Below are 18,157 nucleotides of genomic sequence, written 5' to 3'. Positions count from 1 at the left end.
AAACTATTTATTTTCTATGGTTGGAATAACTAATATGGGTATTTGAGCTTCATGTAATATGCGCACTGAAGTTTCGCCGTTCAACAATCTTGATAAACCGCTATGCTGATGTGTTCCGATCACTATAAGCTCAGCCCCGATTTCCCTGGCATAATTAACAACCTCATCCTCTACTGTGCCTAAAAGCACTTTTGTTATTACCGGGCGGGAACTAAGATTCTTCTTAATTTTCTCTAATTGCTCTTCGGCGATATTCTTATACGTCTCAATAAGGTCTACCTCATTAGGAAGAATAGCGGTCTCCATAGCGCCCAGCGGATCCACCATATTCGTGGCAACATAGCTACCTACTGCTGCTACTACATGAACCAGGTGCAGGTCTGCTCCAAATTTGTCGGCCATATCGATTGCCTTATTAACCACCAGGTCTGTCTGACCCTGTAAATCTAGCGCTGCTACTATACTTTTCATATCAATTATTTTAAATACCGGAAACCTATGGTATATTTTAAATATTTCGGCTACTTTAGTCTTATATAAAGCTACTATTTTGAAACAAGATAAAGAAGTTTGGTTGAGAGGAGCACTTATTGAAGGCATTACGCCGCTATTACAGCCCGTTGCCCATGCACTCCTCCAGGCCAGTGAAGAACTTACAATTATTATGCAAAATTTTAATGATGCGCTTTTATGGACGCAACCGGCAGGTTGCGCTTCGCCCGGGTTTCACTTGCTGCATATTTCGGGAGTGCTCGATCGCCTGCTTACTTATGCCGAGGGCAATATGCTCACTGACAATCAGTTGGCCTATCTAAAAAAAGAAACCGAAATACAGGACCTGTCGTCTTCAAACCTCGAAGACCAATGTCAAAGGCAGATTAAAATAACTTTGGACCGATTGAAGAACTTTATCCCTGATACACTCACTCATTACCGTTCAGTTGGAAGAGCGGCCCTGCCCTCTACTGTAATAGGACTTTGTACGCACGCTGCCGAGCATACAATGCGGCATATAGGGCAACTTATAGTTACGGTTAAGATCCTGCAACATCAACCGCTATCCTGATTGCTTACACCTGCTTCTCAGTCAGGTATCTCCAGTATCGTTTAGGTACGTGCCGTACATGTAAACGGGTATTTTTCCTTGATGCAATATTGGTACTTTTAAAGTAATCCTTCCACAAGGCCGCATATAAAGCCTCCTGTTCATCCAGGGTAACAGCATCGGTGGCCATGGCATCAGTAGTAATATCCAGCACGTTCAATTCAATTTCACTGAGCGTTTTCGTGTCGTAATAAGCGCCATACCGCCGTTTATTATCGTAGATCAGCCACTGTTGATCTGCATACCGTTCTTTAAAAAAACGGGTGATCAGAGGAAGTACATTAAAGTCAGGTTCCATAGTAGCAAAATATAACTGATCCTTACTCTTCTGAAAACGTATAAAGGCCTTCATACGATGCTTTTCCCGTTCTACCTTTTTAGCTACCTGCGTTATAAAAAGTATATCACCATCGCCGTAATTCTTCATGACATCGCCGCTATTCCGAAATACGTCCACCATGAGCCGGAACAATTTATCATACACTTCAGGTATTTCCGATAAATAAGCCACGTATATCTTTCTGACGTCAATAGCAGGCAGGCGGCTCATTAATCCTTTCCAAACTCTTTGCGCACCGGCATCATTGGTATTAACATGATGAATAATACCGAATACTGAGTTTTGATGACTGGCAGATGGATACAGCCGGGCATTAAAATCCTTTCTTTCAAAACAGTCAAATACAGCAGTCAACATACCTTTAAAGCTCCCGTCAAAAAGATAATCCATAGATGGCTGTTTTAAAACAAGTGCAATTGGGTGTCATGCAAACTTTTATACTTACTGTGCCCACCGCCAAGAATTAAGGACTTTATTTCATGAGGTTGCAGGTGACGCAGGCTCGCGTAGGAATCGGCACAATAGATAAAATATTGGGCTCTATTATAAGCTATCCCTATTTTTTTAAGCTGATGTACATGCAGTTTTCCAAACTTGCGTGCCGATACAATATGTTGAGCGCTTTGCCTGCCAATGCCGGGTACTCTTACGATCATTTGATAATCGGCGGTATTGATATCAACGGGAAAAAGATGCAAATTACGCAAGGCCCAGCTTAGCTTGGGATCAATATCAGTTTCGAGGTTTGGATGGCTTGCATTCAGTAATTCCCTTACCTCAAAACCATAAAAACGCATTAACCAATCTGTTTGATATAACCGGTTTTCACGCAATAGCGGTGGTGGAGTTCCTAATTGTGGTAACAGCGCAGCTGTATTAGGTATGGGGATGAATCCACTATAATATACCCTTTTAAGAGAGAATTTTTTATAATATGCGTTGGCCGTTTGCATGATCTGCATATCCGACTCGGGTGTAGCACCCACTACCATCTGAGTACTTTGACCAGCAGGTACAAACCGGGGTATCTTTTTAATCAGCTTCTTATCATCTCTGAATTGCGCAATTTGGTTTTGTACAAAATTCAGCGGTTTTTGAACATCCAGATGGCTTTTGTCAGGCGCTACCAGTTTTAAACCGGCTTCGGTAGGCATCTCCAGGTTAATGCTCATCCGGTCTACGTACAAGCCCGCTTCTTTAATCAGTTCCTCGCTGGCTTTCGGAATGGTTTTTAAATGAATATATCCATTATATTTTTCTTCAACACGAAGCTTTTTAACTACACGAAGGAGGCGTTCCATGGTATAATCAGCATTTTTAAAAATGCCGGAACTTAAAAACAACCCTTCTATATAGTTACGCCGGTAAAAGTTCATGGTGAGCTGCACTACTTCATCTATCGTAAAAGCAGCACGCTTAACATCGTTACTTTTTCTGGATACACAAAAGGCACAATCATAAATGCAATGATTGGTTAGCAAAATTTTCAGCAATGATACACAACGTCCGTCTTCTGTATAGGTATGGCAAATACCATTGGAAGCATTGCCGATGCCGCCTTCATTTTTTCGTTTGCTGCCGCTACTGCTGCAGCTCACGTCATACTTGGCGGCATCTGCTAAAATGTTTAATTTTTCACGTAATCTATCGTTCATATATGCTCCTCCATCGAATACGCAGGAAGGTTTTATGAACGACAGCACATACTATACGTTCAATTTACCTTCTACGCCATCACTGTTATCGGTGGTTTTTCCTGTTACAGCTGCCCAGGCAAAACTCGCCAGTGTCACCAATTTTCCCGCTTTGGTATCCCAGTAGTAAGTATCACCGGGAGCTACCCTGATGATCGTCACATTCGGATCCTCCTTTCCTTCTTCAAACCAGGCTTTAGCGATGGGAGACCACTTGTCTTCTATAGTTTCCCTGTCTGTATAAATAAAAGCTTCACCAAAAACCGAAAGGTATTCGTGATCGCTATTATTCATAAAAAACAATTGCACCCTTTTATCCTCACCTATTTCAAAATTTTTGTTACTATCTGCGCTGCTTATAAACCAAAGGTTTCCTTCTTCATCACACTCCTGTAAAGACATGGGTCGCGCAGCTAAAGGCAGTTCATCCAACTGCGTACAAAACATACAAACACGTGCTTTTTCTGAGAGCTCTTTTAATTTTTGAGCAGCTTCCTGCCGGGTAAGATTTTCGGTAGACATAAAGTTTAGAGTTTTATTGCCTATCCTATGCATAAAGCGCGCCAAACCAATTGCTTCAACTTTTTTTCTTTCCCCTGTGTAAAAATACAAATAAAAACTAAATTATTTAGCAATTTGGCCTGCTATTTTTTTTAGCTTTTATTATTTTCCAAATAATCGTATCTTTAAATAACCAATACTGCATTATGCCCTACCCCAATATTAACGCCGTAATTGCTGATCTTCAGCTAATAGTTAACCATTGTAAAATAAACAATCTCAGGGCCGGCTATTTTGCGGCATTGTATTTACGAATGACGCAGGCTGTAAAAGAAGGTATTGCTAAAGGGATTTTTGAAGACGGCCCCCGTATGGAGCAGCTGGACGTTCACTTTGCCGCAAGATACACGGATGCATGGAAATGTTTTCTGGCGCAACAGCCTTGTTCACCTTCATGGCAGTATACTTTTACCAGCAGTTCGAATACTAATAATATTGTACTGCAGCATTTACTTTTGGGTATTAATACACATATCAACCTCGACCTGGCTATTGCAGCCGCGGCCATTGCTCCCGGTGACAAAATTGATGATCTTGAAAAAGATTTTAACGCTATCAATAGTATTATTGCAGGCCTTTTCGACGATGTACAGGAATGCCTTTCGCAGGTATGGGCTCCGATGCGGTTTTTGGCCCGTGTTATGAATGGCCGGCATGAGGCCGTTTTAAATTTCAGTATCGATAAAGCCAGGGCCACTTCCTGGAGTAATGCCGTACTATTGGCTAATATGACGCCGGATCAGCAGAGTAAGCATATTGAAGCAATGGACCACCTGGTAATGAAGTTGGGAAAGAAAATAGAACAGCCCGGCCCCTGGGCCATCTATTTGCTAAAATTGATCAGGAAAACAGAGTTTGATGTACCGGCCCGGACCATCGGATTGATTGAGTCTATAGTAATGTAGCAGCAGTTCTTTTAGATGAGTCACTGGCTTTTGCATCCCTGTAGTTAAAGTATTAACCGCAGAAAAACAGAGAAGCAGGGATAAATGAATCTCGTCCATTAATTTCTCAGCAACTGAGCACCCGTTTTTGAATTATGTATTGCCAGGTCACTCTCTCTGCGCAGTCTCCGCGCACTTCCTTCCCTGCGGTGAACTTTAGCCAGGAGTAACAGGAGAAAAGAGCTAACCTGGATGCATCTTCATTCATTTCACTGATGCCATAGTTAAACAGATTATTTGAACTATTTTCAAGAAAATTTAACCCCATGATGCCATTGAATATTCATGCCGGCGGACATGCCTATTACCTGGAAATACGAAAAAACAAGTTCGAAGAATGGATCAGAAAAATTAACGGCAATCCTGACCTTTCCCCCTCGGAAAAAGCGAAAGCCCGAAGGGAAGCCGAAAAATCGGTTCAGAAAGACAAAAAAGAAAGTCTTAAAAACTGTTATTAATTTTTACCCCTCCCTTTATAATACCCGACTGCATGTTTCGGCTTAAATATTGCAATATATATCATTACAAATTTTAAGGCACATGAAGAAAAAGCAATATTTATGGGTTGGGGCAGGAATATTAGTTGCAGCAGGGGCTGCCGCCTACCTGGCAGGTTGCAGAACTATTCCTAAGGGCGTTACCGCTATTACCGGTTTTCAGAAAGAGCGCTATTTAGGAAAATGGTATGAAATAGCCCGGTTTGATTTTCGTTTTGAGAAAAACATGAGCAGGGTAACTGCCGAATACAGCACTAACAGCGACGGCACCATCCGGGTAAAAAATTCGGGATACGACCATAAAAAATATAAGCAAAAGCAATCAATAGGGAAGGCTAAGTTTGTTAAGGATGAAGATATCGCTATGTTAAAGGTATCATTCTTCGGTCCTTTTTACGCAGGCTACAACGTAATTGCTATTGACGATAACTACCAGTATGCCCTGGTTTGCGGAAAGAACAGGGATTACCTGTGGTTACTTTCCCGGGAGAAAACAATGCCCGACAGCATTAAAAACAAATACCTGGATATTGCTAAAAATGCCGGATTTGACACTTCTGAATTGATATGGACACAACAACAATAATAACACACAGAAATGGAGTTTATCAGCCCGGATCAATATGATCAATTAACAGCTTCTGAAGCAGTAGCGCTGCAAAAGGAGCTGAGAACTAAAATCAACATCACAGCACTCAACATACCTATCCGTTTCATAGGAGGCGCTGATATCTCTTTTAATAAATTCGAGGAAACCGTTTACGCCGGCATTATTATATTGAAATACCCCGAAATGATACCTGTTGACCGGGTATCAATAGTTGCTACTACAAGCTTTCCATATATATCAGGCTTATTGGCTTTCAGGGAAATACCGGCCCTTTTAAAAGCCTGGAATAAGCTGGATCAAAAACCAGATGTTATGGTGCTGGACGGGCAGGGCATTGCGCATGAAAGACGATTGGGTATCGCTACCCATTTTGGGCTGCTTACCGATACTCCTTCTATAGGATGTGCCAAAACACGGCTTACCGGCACTTACATAGAGCCAGCCGACAACCCTTTTGCAGAAAGTCCCTTGTTTCATAAACATGAACGTATCGGAACCGTACTTCGCACCAAACTAAAATGTAAACCTGTTTTTGTTTCGCCGGGTCATAAAGTAAGCATTGAGCAAAGCGTAGCTATTATTAAGAACTGTACCCGTAAATACAGGATTCCCGAACCTACCCGGCTCGCTCATTTGTTGGTTAATGATATCAGGATCCTACATAAGGAAAACAACATTCCGCCTTTATTCTAGGAACGATCCCGCATCCTATGTACCACCACACTTCTTGTGAGCTCCCGCCTTCAATAAGTCACTTTATAGAGAGTTACCGGCCGGTTTATCTAAAAAAAACAGGTACCGAACTTGCAAAACACCTCATTCGTCGAAAGTTGATCCGAAAGCACATTCACGCCACTATTTTTACAGTGGTTTAGAGGGCTAGAGTGGGCTACGGTGCTTTTGCTTCTGCCATACACTCCGTTGTTTTACTAAAACAGATCCTTTAATATGGTTTGTGCAGCGTGATACCCGCACATTCCGTGAACCCCTCCACCAGGTGGTGTTGAGGAGGAGCAGATATATATTTGTCGATCAGATGTGCGGTAAGGTGTAAGGCTTAAAGATGGACGTGTGTACAGCTGCCGAATGTCCATAATACCGCCGTTAATATCTCCTCCTATATAATTAGGATTGTATATCTCCATTTGTTGCGCATTCATAGCATGCCTGCTTAATATCAGTTTTTTGAATCCGGGAGCAAAGCGTTCTACCTGTTGTTCTATGATATCAGTCATATCAACGGCCGATCCGTTGGGAACATGGCAATATCCCCAGGCAGTATGTTGCCCACCAGGAGCTCTCGAAACGTCAAATAAGCTCTGTTGTGCCAAAAGCACGAAAGGCTTATCAATCATTTTTCCTGAAGATGCACTGCTTTCAGATAAAGCGATTTCTTCAAATGCTCCGCCAATATGAATGGTAGCCGCTTTTCTACATTCTTCTGATAAAAAAGGAATTGGACCGCTTAATGCCCAGTCTAATTTAAACACGCCCATTCCGTAGCGATAACGCTGCAGCTGAGACCGGTAAAATGATGTAAAACGATGGCCGGCTATTTTTAACAACTGTGCCGGCGTCACATCTAATACCAAAGCACGTGCCTGGGGCAACTCTTCTACTGATTGTACCCATCGCCCTGTCTGAATCGTTCCGCCTAAATGCTTAAAGTAGGCAGCCATTGCATTGGCAACAGCCTGAGAGCCGCCCTTCGCCATGGGCCAGCCTTTGATATGTGCAGCAGCGGACAATACTAAACCTACTGCAGCTGTGCTTGTGTTAGTGAGCGGTTGAATAGAATGGGCGGCCATCCCGCCCCAAAGCCCTTTTCCTTTCCTTGTTGAAAATTTCCTGGCAATGGCCGAAGCGGAGCGCAACGCTTTCAATCCAAACTTTGCCAACCTGAAAGGGTGATCGGGAAAACGCAGGGGCGCCAGGATACTATTGATAATAAAAGGCCAATCTTCAATCACAGGTCCTATTAAATCTAAATAAACCTGCTCATCTTTACCTAAAGCGCTTGCGGTGTCTTCGATTGAATGCGTTACATATGCAGCACTTCCCCCATCAAAAGGATGTGCAGCAGCAATGGCAGAATGGATATATTCCAAACCAAAGTCTGCTAAAGGAAGTGATGAAAGAAAAGGTGAATGTATAGCCATGGGATGAATCGCCGAGCATACATCATGATGAAAACCTGGCAGGGTTAATTCGCTGGTTCGTAAACCGCCTCCCACCTGCCCCTTACCTTCGATCAGCAGCACCGGATGACCGCGTTGCTGCAAAGTGATCGCAGCTGCCAGTCCATTGGGGCCTGATCCCACTACTATAGTATCATACTTAACGGACATGAGATAGATAATTCCAGGTATTATCCGTTAAAATCATCAACGGTACTACCTGTTGTATTAGAAGTCTTAAAATAATTGTCAGTGTGTTTTTTGCTTTTTGATGCGGGTCACTTCTTCCCCTAAATCCAGTATAGAAAGCTGAGGATACTCCTTCCTGATAATGCTGGTTGCAATGGAAGAACGATAACCCGACGCACAATGCACTACTATGGGCTTGTCCTTAGGGATCTCTGCTAACCGCTTACCCAGTTCCGGCAGGGGGATATTGACGGACGACGCAATGATAGGGTCTTCGTCGTACTCTTTTTTATTGCGAACATCAACAATTGTATAATCATCCTTATCACTCAAAGAAAAAGGTTTGCCATTTAAAAAGTTGGGGTATTGATGCTTTGCAGTATACACAAACCCACCTGCTATATTAGACTCGTATCCAATTTTTGCGAGCTTTTTGACGGCTGTATGAAAGGCAGCCGCATCCTGTACTGCCAGGTAGAATTTTTCCCCGGGCGCAATAACCGTTCCCAGCCAGGTTTCAAATTTTTTTCCTTCAGGCACATAAATAGCCCCGGGATAATAGGCCTCCTGTAAATCACTTTTGGGCCTGATATCCACCACCAATGCCTTTTCCGCAGGTCTGTAATTTTCTGTCAAAAGCTTTATTTTTTCTATTCCAGGTTTTACATCGGCTGCTCCTGCACGGTTCAACTCCACATCATAAGGGAAATACTTGGGTATAAAAGGCAGATCTTTTAATATAGCTGCTACAAAATCAGATTCGCTGGCATGATGAAAAGCGTGATTATTCTGCTTCTCTTCTCCTACGGTACTCGATTTAACATTACGAATAGCATTGCCACAAAGTGAGCCCGCCCCATGTGCAGGATAAACGATCACCTGGTCATCTAAAGGGGTATATTTCTTTTGAACCGTATTATACATAGCTTTGGCCAGGCTGGCCCTCTGCTCATTTTCATTTTTGCCATATTCTCTTAAGTCGGGCCGGCCAACATCACCAAATAAGAGTGCATCACCTGTAAACACCGCCTTATCAATATCATCCTGCCTTAGTACAATTGAAATACTGTCTGGCGAATGCCCCGGCGTATCTAATACTTTTAAGACAAGGTGATTATTTAAGGCTATGATATCGCCATCTTTCACTGCGTGATGTGGATATTTTGCATGCAGTTTTTCGCTTACATATATGCGCGATTGTAGCTTGCGATATATCTCGGCATGGCTACTGATAAAATCTGCGTGCGGATGCGTTTCGATAACCGCAATAATAGTGGCATTATTCTGACCGGCATAGTCATAAAACGGTTGAGGATCTCTTGAGGGGTCGATCAATACGATCTTTTTATCGAACAGGATCGCATAAGTAAATTGAGATAACCCTTCGTCCGTAAATTGTTCTATATGATACATACCTGCTGTTTTATTTGCTATTAAATGAGGAGCAAGAATTCCTACACCAGCCATTGATACACTATTCTGTAAAAATCGTCTTCTGTTCATGAACTACTATTGAACGGTGAAATTAATTCGGTCTGCACCGGCATTATACCCCTTGTTCTGAAAAGCATGTACCGTTAACTCATAGCTGCCTTTTACCGGCGATGGAAGCTTTCCTTCATATAAATTAACCACATCAGTCTTATTTAGTTCATAATTGCCGATCACTTTTCCATCTTTTTTTAAATAAGCCTTCACCTCGAAGTTATTGGCATCCCACACGCCACCTGTAGCGATAGGACAGCCGCAAAGCATCACCAAATTTACCCTGAAAACAAATACCCCGTTTTTAAAACTTTCTTCAGATAAAGACTGATGTGTATAAGGGTTTAAAATATCAAGAATCAAACCAGGTAATTCAATGATGATACCATCTCCCAGGATATCCTTACCTGGTATCACCCATAATTGTGTAGTGCCTTTTATAGCAGCCCCTCTCCGGCTTAAAGGCGCCTGTACTTCAACATCTACCAAAGTAGGCTCCTCAACATCTACCACTGCTACATATTTAGCGGTAGTGCTGTCGGTTTGAGGCTGGTATCTCGTAAGCGGTGTTTGCATTATTATTTTGGTATCACCTGAGCCGCCTGCTGTAACACCCTGGGATAAAATCGATCCGGAGAGATTGTCTCTTACTATCACCGCAGCGCCACCAATAGCCGTTCCTATAAATTTGGCATCCTTAGCTTTAACCCTTATTGTAATTTTAGTAGGCATCGCATGTAGCTCAACCGGGCATAAAAAGAGCGTAGATAAAATAATAGAATAAAATAAACGCATGTATATGTATTTAATAATGATATTTTTTATTTTCTGTATACCAGTATTTACCGGGTGCATGTACCTGTGGGATACGCTCCAGTTCTACATGAATGGTATCTTTATATTGATCAATACCCGACAACTGTATTGCCCCGGTTCCTGTTTGTGCGTAATGCCACCGCAGTATTCCTAAGGTATCCTTTGCATGTGTTTTGTATAGTTCTTTTAACCCCAGGAAATCCTTATTGGCATACTTCTTCAACGTTGTTTTACTGAATTTCTGATTTTTATCCACCAGGTAAAGATTTCGCTCCAGCGAATCAATTTCATAATAGAGGTAAACGCGGCCACCAGCCCTGCCAGTCAACTCATATTCTTTGAAGAGATCTGTACCATCAGGAACGCCGTTACCCGTGCGAATATCAAAAGGTTTACACACTTTATAAGACAAGGTGGAGTAACGCTCGAAAACAGCATTATGCCATCTTACAGAATCTGTAGGCGTATATTGTAAACTATCTCCATTTAAAACAAAACTCTTTACATTGTAAAACCCTTCTGATTTTTTTAACCCCGGTAAAATAGGCTCTTTAAGCCTTCCCTGGTTAAAATGCATATCATACCGGTAATAGCTATAAACAAAAAGGAACAAAAAAATAAAAATTGCTTTTGCCGCGATATAAAGCGTCTTAGCACGGGCTGTTTTATAATCGGGAGTATAGTGTTGTGGCACTACAGCTTCTCCCTTGATGAATAATTTCCATATACCCGGGATATACTGTACCAATAAAAAAAGCGCCAATAATACAAAATAAGAGCTGTAAACATGCACTCCTCCGTCGTAGCCCAGGTTGGCATGGGCGATATTATACAGCACACCTGCCGTAAGAATAGCCCCAATGGCTGTAGTTGCCCTGAAAAAAAGTAATACCCCGATTATGATCTCCAGTGCTCCCAGAAAAACCTGGTACTCCAGGGAAAGACCTACTGACTGCCAGTACAATTTAAAGGGTGCGTAGTCCCCGAATTCTGTATGTAGATTACTTACTGAAGGATAGGGCATTTGCATAGGGTAAAACTTAATGAGTCCAAAAGCTATCAACCCTATAGCAATACGATAACGAACTAAAACCCTTATCCAATAATACAGTTTATTATAGTCCGGTATGGAACGTCTGCGAACCAACAAGGTCCATATCCCTCCACCCACAACAGCCGCCAGAAAAAGAATACCCCAGGTAGCATAAGAAGCCAGCCCCCATCTGCCACTTTCTGATTTTATTTCAATCAATCCGGGCCTGGCTCCCGCCAGCGCACTTAAAAGCTTGTAAAGAGAAAAATCGGAAAACAATTTAGTATACCACTCCGGTTCCAATGGAACGATCAACAGGATTAAGAAAATGAACGCTACCCTGAAAATAAACTTTTCAGAGCGGCCCCATATTCGATCATCTGTTGAATGAGACCATGTTTGTGTAGCTATGCTCATAATATCGTTTTAATAGATTTTGATTGGCTTCCTCCGTCCGGCATCCAGCAGGTATTTTTTGGAATAGCGGACTAACTGAACATACAGCGAATCGCCCTTATTATCTGCACCCCTCGCATAAATAATGCTGTCGGCAATTTGAATATCCAGATCGTACTTTTTGATGTTGGTACTTTTTTCGAACAACTGCAAACGATACCCGTTATCAGCGGCAGGAGAATAAGTGTACCGGTAAAAATGACGACCGGCATTACCGATCTTATCAAAGTTTTTTAAAGAATCGGGATGCCATAGCAGTTGAGGTCTTGTACTGTCGATAATAACAGGAACATTATCCCTCACACTGATCGTGTTCCAGGATTCGAATACTACATTTTGCCAGCGAACCGGATCAACCAGGGAATAAGGTAAGGTATCTTTATTGTAGACAAAAGACTGCACATCATAATAACCACGGGTATCTTTTATACCGGCTTCCGGGGAATAAGGTAATTGAGAACTTGAGTAAGACCGGTAAGCACCGATTCCAAAGAAAACAAAAACCACCACAAAAACCCCTCTCAGTACTTTTTTTAATGTTGCGCGCTCGCTCGAAGTGTTCGCCCAAAAAGGATCAGGCCTTGTTTGCACCCGTAAAAAAAGAAGCGAATAAAATCTCGGAAAATCATATGAAAATATAAAGATCGCCAGCAAAAGCAGGAAGGAGCTATACACCTGCTCCCCGATATCAAACACGAAATTGGAGATCACTACATTGGACAGAACGGCGATCAGCAGTCCTGAACCTATTGCGGCGGTTTTCCTGAACAGCAGCAAAATACCGCCCAGCAGCTCAAGCAAGCCAATAGCCGGCACATAGCCTGCAAATGTAACAGAGGTACTGAGGTAGTAAATTTTCCAGCTAAGGAAATCACCGTATTCGGTATGATAATCACTTAAAGAAGGCTTAGGCAATTGTAATGGCAGCAATTTAATAATACCTGTTGTAACTACAGCCAACGCCAATCGCACCCTTATAAAAACTCTCAGGAAATAATAAAGCCGGTTATACTCTTTTGCCTTTCCCTTATCAAGGACATACCAGATGATGGTCCCCACCAGGGCTACGATTAACGCGATCAGCCAGTTCCAGTACCCGGTAAAAGGCTGGCTCACACTTTGGCTTTCAGGAATAAAAGAGGTTCTATAAGTAAATAGCTGAAAGACGGTTTCAAAACTAAACGGCGCATTTTTTATCGATACGAACAAAAGCCGGTCAAAAGGAACAGACAAGACGAGTAAAAAAATGAATACCACCCTGAAAGTAAATAACTCTCCTTTTCTCCAGGGTTTGTTGAGCGTTGAGTGAGACATAAAGCAGATTAATTATTTAAAAATTCAATCATTCCTGTCAACATTAATTACCATATCCGGGATTCTGCGTGAGGCTGCCGTCAACCAGTATTTGTGAATAAGGAATAGGGAGCAGCAGTTTGGTCGCGTCAGTAATACCCAATACCGCCTGCGCCCGGCCCGTTCTCACCAGGTCATACCAGCGGTGATTTTCAAACGCAAATTCATACCTGTTTTCATTTTCAATAGCCATTAATAACTCAGCAGCCGTATTTAACGAAAGAGAAGCCAGGCTCGCTCTGTTTCTTATTTTGTTTAAATCTTCACGGGCACCTGTTATATCCGGAGTCGGCAGACTGGCTCTGGCCTCGGCCCTGATCAGGTATAATTCTGCCAAACGAATGATATAAGCAGGGTCTGTGCCATTGGTTCTGTAATACAGATTACCGTACCAGGTAGCGATGCCGTTGGCAGGAACGTTGATGAGTAATTGTGTTCTGTCACCTGCTATAGCTGCATTACTTAATAACGTTGCGAATTCATCTGCTGGCCTTACCCATCCTATCCCTCCTCTGGCTGAAGGTTGCCAGTTATAGGCCTGCGTATTGGTAACAGTGGTATTATAATACAACTCAAAGATCGACTCGCGGGTGTTGGATGCATTATTGGCGAAAAAAGAATTATAAGGAGTTGGTAAACTGTAATTTTCGGTGTCGTTAATCAGCCGGCCTGCATAATCGATAGCTGCCGCCCATTCCTTTACATATAAATGGTAGCGGGCTCTCAAGGCCCACACCGTTTTTTTGGTAGCGCGTATCCTGTTGGTGGTGCCAGGCAATAAATTCTCTGCAGCTTCCAGGTCCTTCAATATCCGGGCGTAGGTTTCCTGGGTTGAGCTCCTGACTACATTACCAATAGTTCCTGCAGATTGGGTGGGTGTAAGAATCAACTGCACACCACCCCAGGTTCTTACCAGGTCGAAATAAGCGAGCGCACGTAAAAAATGCGCTTCGCCTGTAAGCTGGTTTCTTACTGTTTCGGTGAAGGTAGTGGTGGTACTCAAAGCAGGTACTTTCTCTATCACATTGTTGGCCCTGTTAATCGTATTATAAATGCTTGTCCACACCACGGCTAAAGGGCCGAGATCTGCTCTTACGGTATGTGTGGTCAATGTTCTGTTCACGGCCTGGCTGCCCGTGTACTGTACGTTATCTCCGGAAAGATTGCCCAGTAACGGAAAGTTAAAACCATAATAATCGTTTGACTCTAACTGGTTATAAATACCCCTGACAGCTGTTCGGGCCGAGGCTTCATCCACGATCGTTACCAGGTCAGAAGTTGCTGTTTTGGGTTCTACATCCAGGAACTTTTTGCAGGACGCCAGGGAAACAGAAAAAAGGCCTGACAGAAGGAAAGTATAGATAGTGTATTTTTTATGTTGCATATCATTAAGCTGTTTTGTAATAAGAAAAAACTAGAATGTCACATTGAGACCAAACTGAAAGCTGCGCGGCTGGGGAGGAGTTCCAAACCCGCCAAGCCCCTGTGCGTTGGGATTAGAAGTAACACTTGTTTCGGGATCGCCGGTATATTTGGTTAAGATGAAAAGATTAGCTGCTACAAAGTAAAGGCGAACATTGTTTAACCTCGCTTTTTCCACCAATGACTTTGGCAATGAATAACCGGCTGACAACTGCTTTAATCTTAAAAAGGAGGCGTCTTCCAGGTAACGGCTGTTCTGATCTAAAGTATAATTGTAACCGGCTGATGTTAACCTGGGTACATCCGTTATATCTCCGGGTTTCTGCCATCTTTTTAACAAAGTGGCATTCGCACCGGTGCCAGGATTACGCTCCAGGAAGAAGCGTTGCAGGTTCAATGCATAGCTGCCATACTGGAAGGAAAAGAGCGCCCCTAAGTCAAACTGTCTAAATCTGATGCTGTTGGTTAACCCGCCATAAAACCTGGGATAGAAGTTGTGCAGGATCTTCCTGTCTTCCGCGGTTACCACGCCATTCTCATCCTGTCCATCAAATACCGGGTTTCCGGTTTGAGGATCTACGCGTAGTTGTTCATACAACCAGAAGGAGTTTAAAGAATAACCTTCTTTCAATATCACCCAATCTCTTGTGTATTGCGTGATCTGCGTAGGTAATTTTTCGATCCTGTTTCGGTTACCCGAAATATTAAAGCTGGTTGTCCAGTTAAAATTTTCATTCCTGATATTGGTCGAATTGATCGTTAGCTCGTAACCTTTATTACTTACCTCTCCAACATTAGCCCAATACACCGAAAATCCTGAAGATGCGGGAACCGGCCGTTGCAGCAAAAGATCTGAAGTATATTTATTGTATACGTCAAAAGTGATACTCAACCGATCGCGGAAAAACGAGGCATCCAGCCCCAGGCTGGTTTGCGCCGTTTTTTCCCAACGCAAATCGTCATTACCTAGCTGCAAAGGACCGATGCCTGCTAAAGGAGTGCCCGACACATCGGCGTAAGGACTTCCTCCGGACCATAAACCTCTTGCAGCAAAATCATCGATTCCCGCCTGGTTACCGGTAATACCATAAGAGGCTCTTAGCTTAAGATCGCTGATCCATGACACATCGCTCAGGAAATTTTCTTTCTTTATTCTCCAGGAAGCGCCAATCGCCGGGAAATAACCTCTTCGATTGTTCTTACCAAATTTGGAAGACGCGTCTGACCTGAAGCTGGCTTCAGCAAAATATTTATCTTCAAAAGAATAACCGATACGTCCGAAGTAAGAAGCAATGGTATGCCTGGTCCACCGGTCGCTGGCTAATGTTGAGGCTGCTGAAGAAATCAGCTTATAATTGGCATTAGCAAAGCCATTACCCTCTGCATATGTATATTTCAGCGTATTGCTCTGCAAAGTGTTTCCTAACAAAACCGTGATATTGTGTGCGTTGATCTTTTTGTTATAGGTTAATACCTGCTCGTTGATCCAGGCATTATTTTGCGTTACTGATTCAATAGCTTTACCGTTAACTGCGGAGCCAATAGAGGTGCCGCTGTTCCAGTATTGATACTCATCATACAAATTATAATCGGTACTGATGCTTGATCTAAACTTCAGCCCTTCCAGTATATTAAACTCCGCGAAAGCACTTCCTACATAGCGAAGGCTGACGGTATTCACATCATAATTATCTACCAATGAATAAGTATTTTCCAGGCCGATCAAGGCACCTGAAGCATCATGCGTTGGACTATAAGTAGATCCGGTAATAGCCGAACCCCATAAACGTCCCTGTGGACCATCACCTAAACGAGCCTGGTTGCGGTAACTCCGCGAAATACTGTTGGTCAATCCAATCTTAATTTTCTTCGATAACTGCTGATCAAAATTAAACTTGATACTGGCCCTGTTAAAGCCAATCACTTTAAAGAAAGCATCCTGATCAGTATAGCCTGCACCCAGGTAATATCTTGAATTGTTACTGCCGCCCTGGATACCAATATTGTAGTCCTGGATATATCCTTTTCTTAATAAAAACGCCAGGCGATCATAGGTTTGCTGTTCTTCGGGGGCACCTAAACCTCCCTGCGATACGGGCCTAAAAGGGCTTTGAGCTGCTTGTCCCGAATTCATCCAATACTCGTTTACCAGGGTTGCCGCTTCCGGCCCGGATATCAGGTCGGGCAATACCGACTTATCAGCTTCTACCCATCCATTCGAAACATTAATATCTACCTTGGTTTTACTTCCATAGTTACCTTTTTTGGTAGTAACGATCACTACGCCATTGGCTCCACGTGAACCGTATATAGCCGTAGCCGATGCATCTTTAAGCAACTCAATCGATTCTATATCTGCAGGATTAATATCCGCTAAGGGCGAACTGTTTCTTCCACCCAGGTTGGTAGTTTGTAAGCTTGTATTGTTTAAGAACACCCCGTCAATTATGTATAATGGATCACTGCTTGAGTTGATAGAAGTAGTACCCCGTAAACGAAGGAAAACACTTTCCCCGGGAACGCCCGAGTTGGTAATCACCTGCAGGCCTGCAGCCTTACCCTGTATCTGCGCATCAAAACTGGCTACCGGAATTTTGTTTACTTCGCCTGCATTGATCTTTGCAATAGAGCCTACCACATCAGATCTACGCTGGGTCCCATAACCTACTACCACTACATCATCCAGCTGGCTTTTAGCTGGAGTTAGTTTTACATGTACCGGTGAACCATTTGCCAAAATAACTTTTCTCTCATAGCCAATAAAAGTTATTATAATGTTGTAGGGAAATTTTTGCCCGGTACGCAGCTCAAAGTGCCCCTTTGCATCGGTGGTGGTTTGGTTGGTAACACCCTCAATAGCAATATTGGCTCCTTCCAGAGGTTGGTTGGTTGCCTCATCCGCAACCGTCCCTTCCAGAATAGAATTAACCGTTGGGGCATTCTGCGCCTTCGCCACCTGGTTGAGTGAAAATAACAGTACACATAGAAGTATACGATAAAAAGAAATGTTTGTTTGATTGCTCATTTGTTTAAGTAGTTGGTTACCCGCATTGCTATAGACATAGAAGTCCTGCCGGCAACTGATGCACGTTTTAATTGATTACTGCAGAAAGGTGATTGCAAAAAATCCCCTGAACATCCTCCGCTGTACAGGTTATTACTAACCGAACGAACGGGAAATACAGCGTAGGATAGCCTTATTTAATACTGAAGATCGAAGTGATGACAGACAGTTAACTACAACAACAGCTTATCGCGGGTGAAGTAACTGACAACACAGATGAATTCGAAACCATCCTATAGAGAAGACGGCGTTTCGTGTACCACACATAGTTTCCTGACTGGTTCATTTTTTTTAGTTTAGATTCCTGCTGTTGGTGGTTAACAGCAATTAGTCTATTATTTTAGTAGACAAAAGTATTGTAATTTTTAATTCTACCAAATTTTAAATGTTATTTTCATAATTATTCTTACA

General features: G+C 42.7%; 16 protein-coding genes. 5 read left to right on the top strand and 11 right to left on the bottom strand.

The annotated features are described in order from the left end of the window. Window positions 1-3: 3 nt before the first annotated feature. Window positions 4-471 (bottom strand): universal stress protein, encoded by a 468-nt coding sequence (locus U0035_RS20540; RefSeq protein ID WP_162817851.1) that lies wholly within the window; start codon window positions 469-471, stop codon window positions 4-6. Window positions 472-550: 79 nt separating this feature from the next. On the opposite strand from U0035_RS20540, the gene U0035_RS20535 reads away from it, so the two are divergent. Then, window positions 551-1,066: a DinB family protein gene (locus U0035_RS20535; RefSeq protein ID WP_114790975.1), complete on the top strand. Its 516-nt coding sequence runs from the start codon at window positions 551-553 to the stop codon at window positions 1,064-1,066. A 4-nt stretch (window positions 1,067-1,070) separates the two neighbouring features. Here U0035_RS20535 and U0035_RS20530 read toward each other — a convergent pair whose 3' ends face one another. From U0035_RS20530 to U0035_RS20520, 3 genes are read right to left on the bottom strand one after another with little or no spacing between them, the layout of a single operon-like run. Further along, window positions 1,071-1,835, bottom strand: a complete 765-nt coding sequence (locus U0035_RS20530) for a TIGR03915 family putative DNA repair protein (protein WP_114790811.1) — start codon at window positions 1,833-1,835, stop codon at window positions 1,071-1,073. An 11-nt stretch (window positions 1,836-1,846) separates the two neighbouring features. After that, on the bottom strand, window positions 1,847-3,100 hold the full coding sequence (locus tag U0035_RS20525; protein ID WP_114790810.1) for a putative DNA modification/repair radical SAM protein: 1,254 nt from the start codon (window positions 3,098-3,100) through the stop codon (window positions 1,847-1,849). A 51-nt stretch (window positions 3,101-3,151) separates the two neighbouring features. After that, window positions 3,152-3,661 (bottom strand): pyridoxamine 5'-phosphate oxidase family protein, encoded by a 510-nt coding sequence (locus U0035_RS20520; RefSeq protein WP_114790809.1) that lies wholly within the window; start codon window positions 3,659-3,661, stop codon window positions 3,152-3,154. Between the two features lie 185 nt (window positions 3,662-3,846). On the opposite strand from U0035_RS20520, the gene U0035_RS20515 reads away from it, so the two are divergent. From U0035_RS20515 to nfi, 4 genes are all read left to right on the top strand, one after another. Then, the gene (locus U0035_RS20515) at window positions 3,847-4,605 is read left to right on the top strand and encodes a DUF5995 family protein (protein WP_114790808.1); all 759 of its coding nucleotides are present in this window, start codon (window positions 3,847-3,849) and stop codon (window positions 4,603-4,605) included. Between the two features lie 305 nt (window positions 4,606-4,910). Further along, a complete protein-coding gene (locus U0035_RS20510; RefSeq protein WP_114790807.1) occupies window positions 4,911-5,102 on the top strand; it encodes a hypothetical protein in 192 nt (63 codons plus the stop codon). Window positions 5,103-5,184: 82 nt separating this feature from the next. Next, window positions 5,185-5,727: a lipocalin family protein gene (locus U0035_RS20505; protein ID WP_114790806.1), complete on the top strand. Its 543-nt coding sequence runs from the start codon at window positions 5,185-5,187 to the stop codon at window positions 5,725-5,727. Window positions 5,728-5,739: 12 nt separating this feature from the next. Next, the gene (nfi, locus tag U0035_RS20500) at window positions 5,740-6,444 is read left to right on the top strand and encodes a deoxyribonuclease V (protein ID WP_114790805.1); all 705 of its coding nucleotides are present in this window, start codon (window positions 5,740-5,742) and stop codon (window positions 6,442-6,444) included. A gap of 236 nt (window positions 6,445-6,680) precedes the next feature. Here nfi and U0035_RS20495 read toward each other — a convergent pair whose 3' ends face one another. The 7 genes from U0035_RS20495 to U0035_RS20465 form a co-directional block, all read right to left on the bottom strand. Continuing rightward, a complete protein-coding gene (locus U0035_RS20495) occupies window positions 6,681-8,099 on the bottom strand; it encodes a phytoene desaturase family protein (RefSeq protein WP_114790804.1) in 1,419 nt (472 codons plus the stop codon). 78 nt (window positions 8,100-8,177) lie between these two features. Then, entirely contained in the window at window positions 8,178-9,620 is a 1,443-nt protein-coding gene (locus tag U0035_RS20490) for an MBL fold metallo-hydrolase (protein ID WP_114790803.1), read from the bottom strand. A 6-nt stretch (window positions 9,621-9,626) separates the two neighbouring features. Next, on the bottom strand, window positions 9,627-10,397 hold the full coding sequence (locus tag U0035_RS20485; RefSeq protein WP_114790802.1) for a hypothetical protein: 771 nt from the start codon (window positions 10,395-10,397) through the stop codon (window positions 9,627-9,629). Between the two features lie 10 nt (window positions 10,398-10,407). Continuing rightward, the gene (locus U0035_RS20480; RefSeq protein WP_114790801.1) at window positions 10,408-11,868 is read right to left on the bottom strand and encodes a hypothetical protein; all 1,461 of its coding nucleotides are present in this window, start codon (window positions 11,866-11,868) and stop codon (window positions 10,408-10,410) included. Between the two features lie 9 nt (window positions 11,869-11,877). After that, entirely contained in the window at window positions 11,878-13,221 is a 1,344-nt protein-coding gene (locus U0035_RS20475) for a beta-carotene 15,15'-monooxygenase (protein WP_114790800.1), read from the bottom strand. Window positions 13,222-13,264: 43 nt separating this feature from the next. After that, window positions 13,265-14,644 (bottom strand): RagB/SusD family nutrient uptake outer membrane protein, encoded by a 1,380-nt coding sequence (locus U0035_RS20470; RefSeq protein WP_114790799.1) that lies wholly within the window; start codon window positions 14,642-14,644, stop codon window positions 13,265-13,267. Window positions 14,645-14,674: 30 nt separating this feature from the next. Continuing rightward, the gene (locus tag U0035_RS20465; protein WP_114790798.1) at window positions 14,675-17,707 is read right to left on the bottom strand and encodes a SusC/RagA family TonB-linked outer membrane protein; all 3,033 of its coding nucleotides are present in this window, start codon (window positions 17,705-17,707) and stop codon (window positions 14,675-14,677) included. Window positions 17,708-18,157: the final 450 nt, after the last annotated feature.

This window comes from Niabella yanshanensis, from assembly GCF_034424215.1.
GTDB classification, from domain to species: Bacteria; Bacteroidota; Bacteroidia; order Chitinophagales; family Chitinophagaceae; genus Niabella; species Niabella yanshanensis.
Note: the sequence above shows the minus strand (reverse complement) of the source record. Positions and strands in the feature narration are given on the sequence as shown.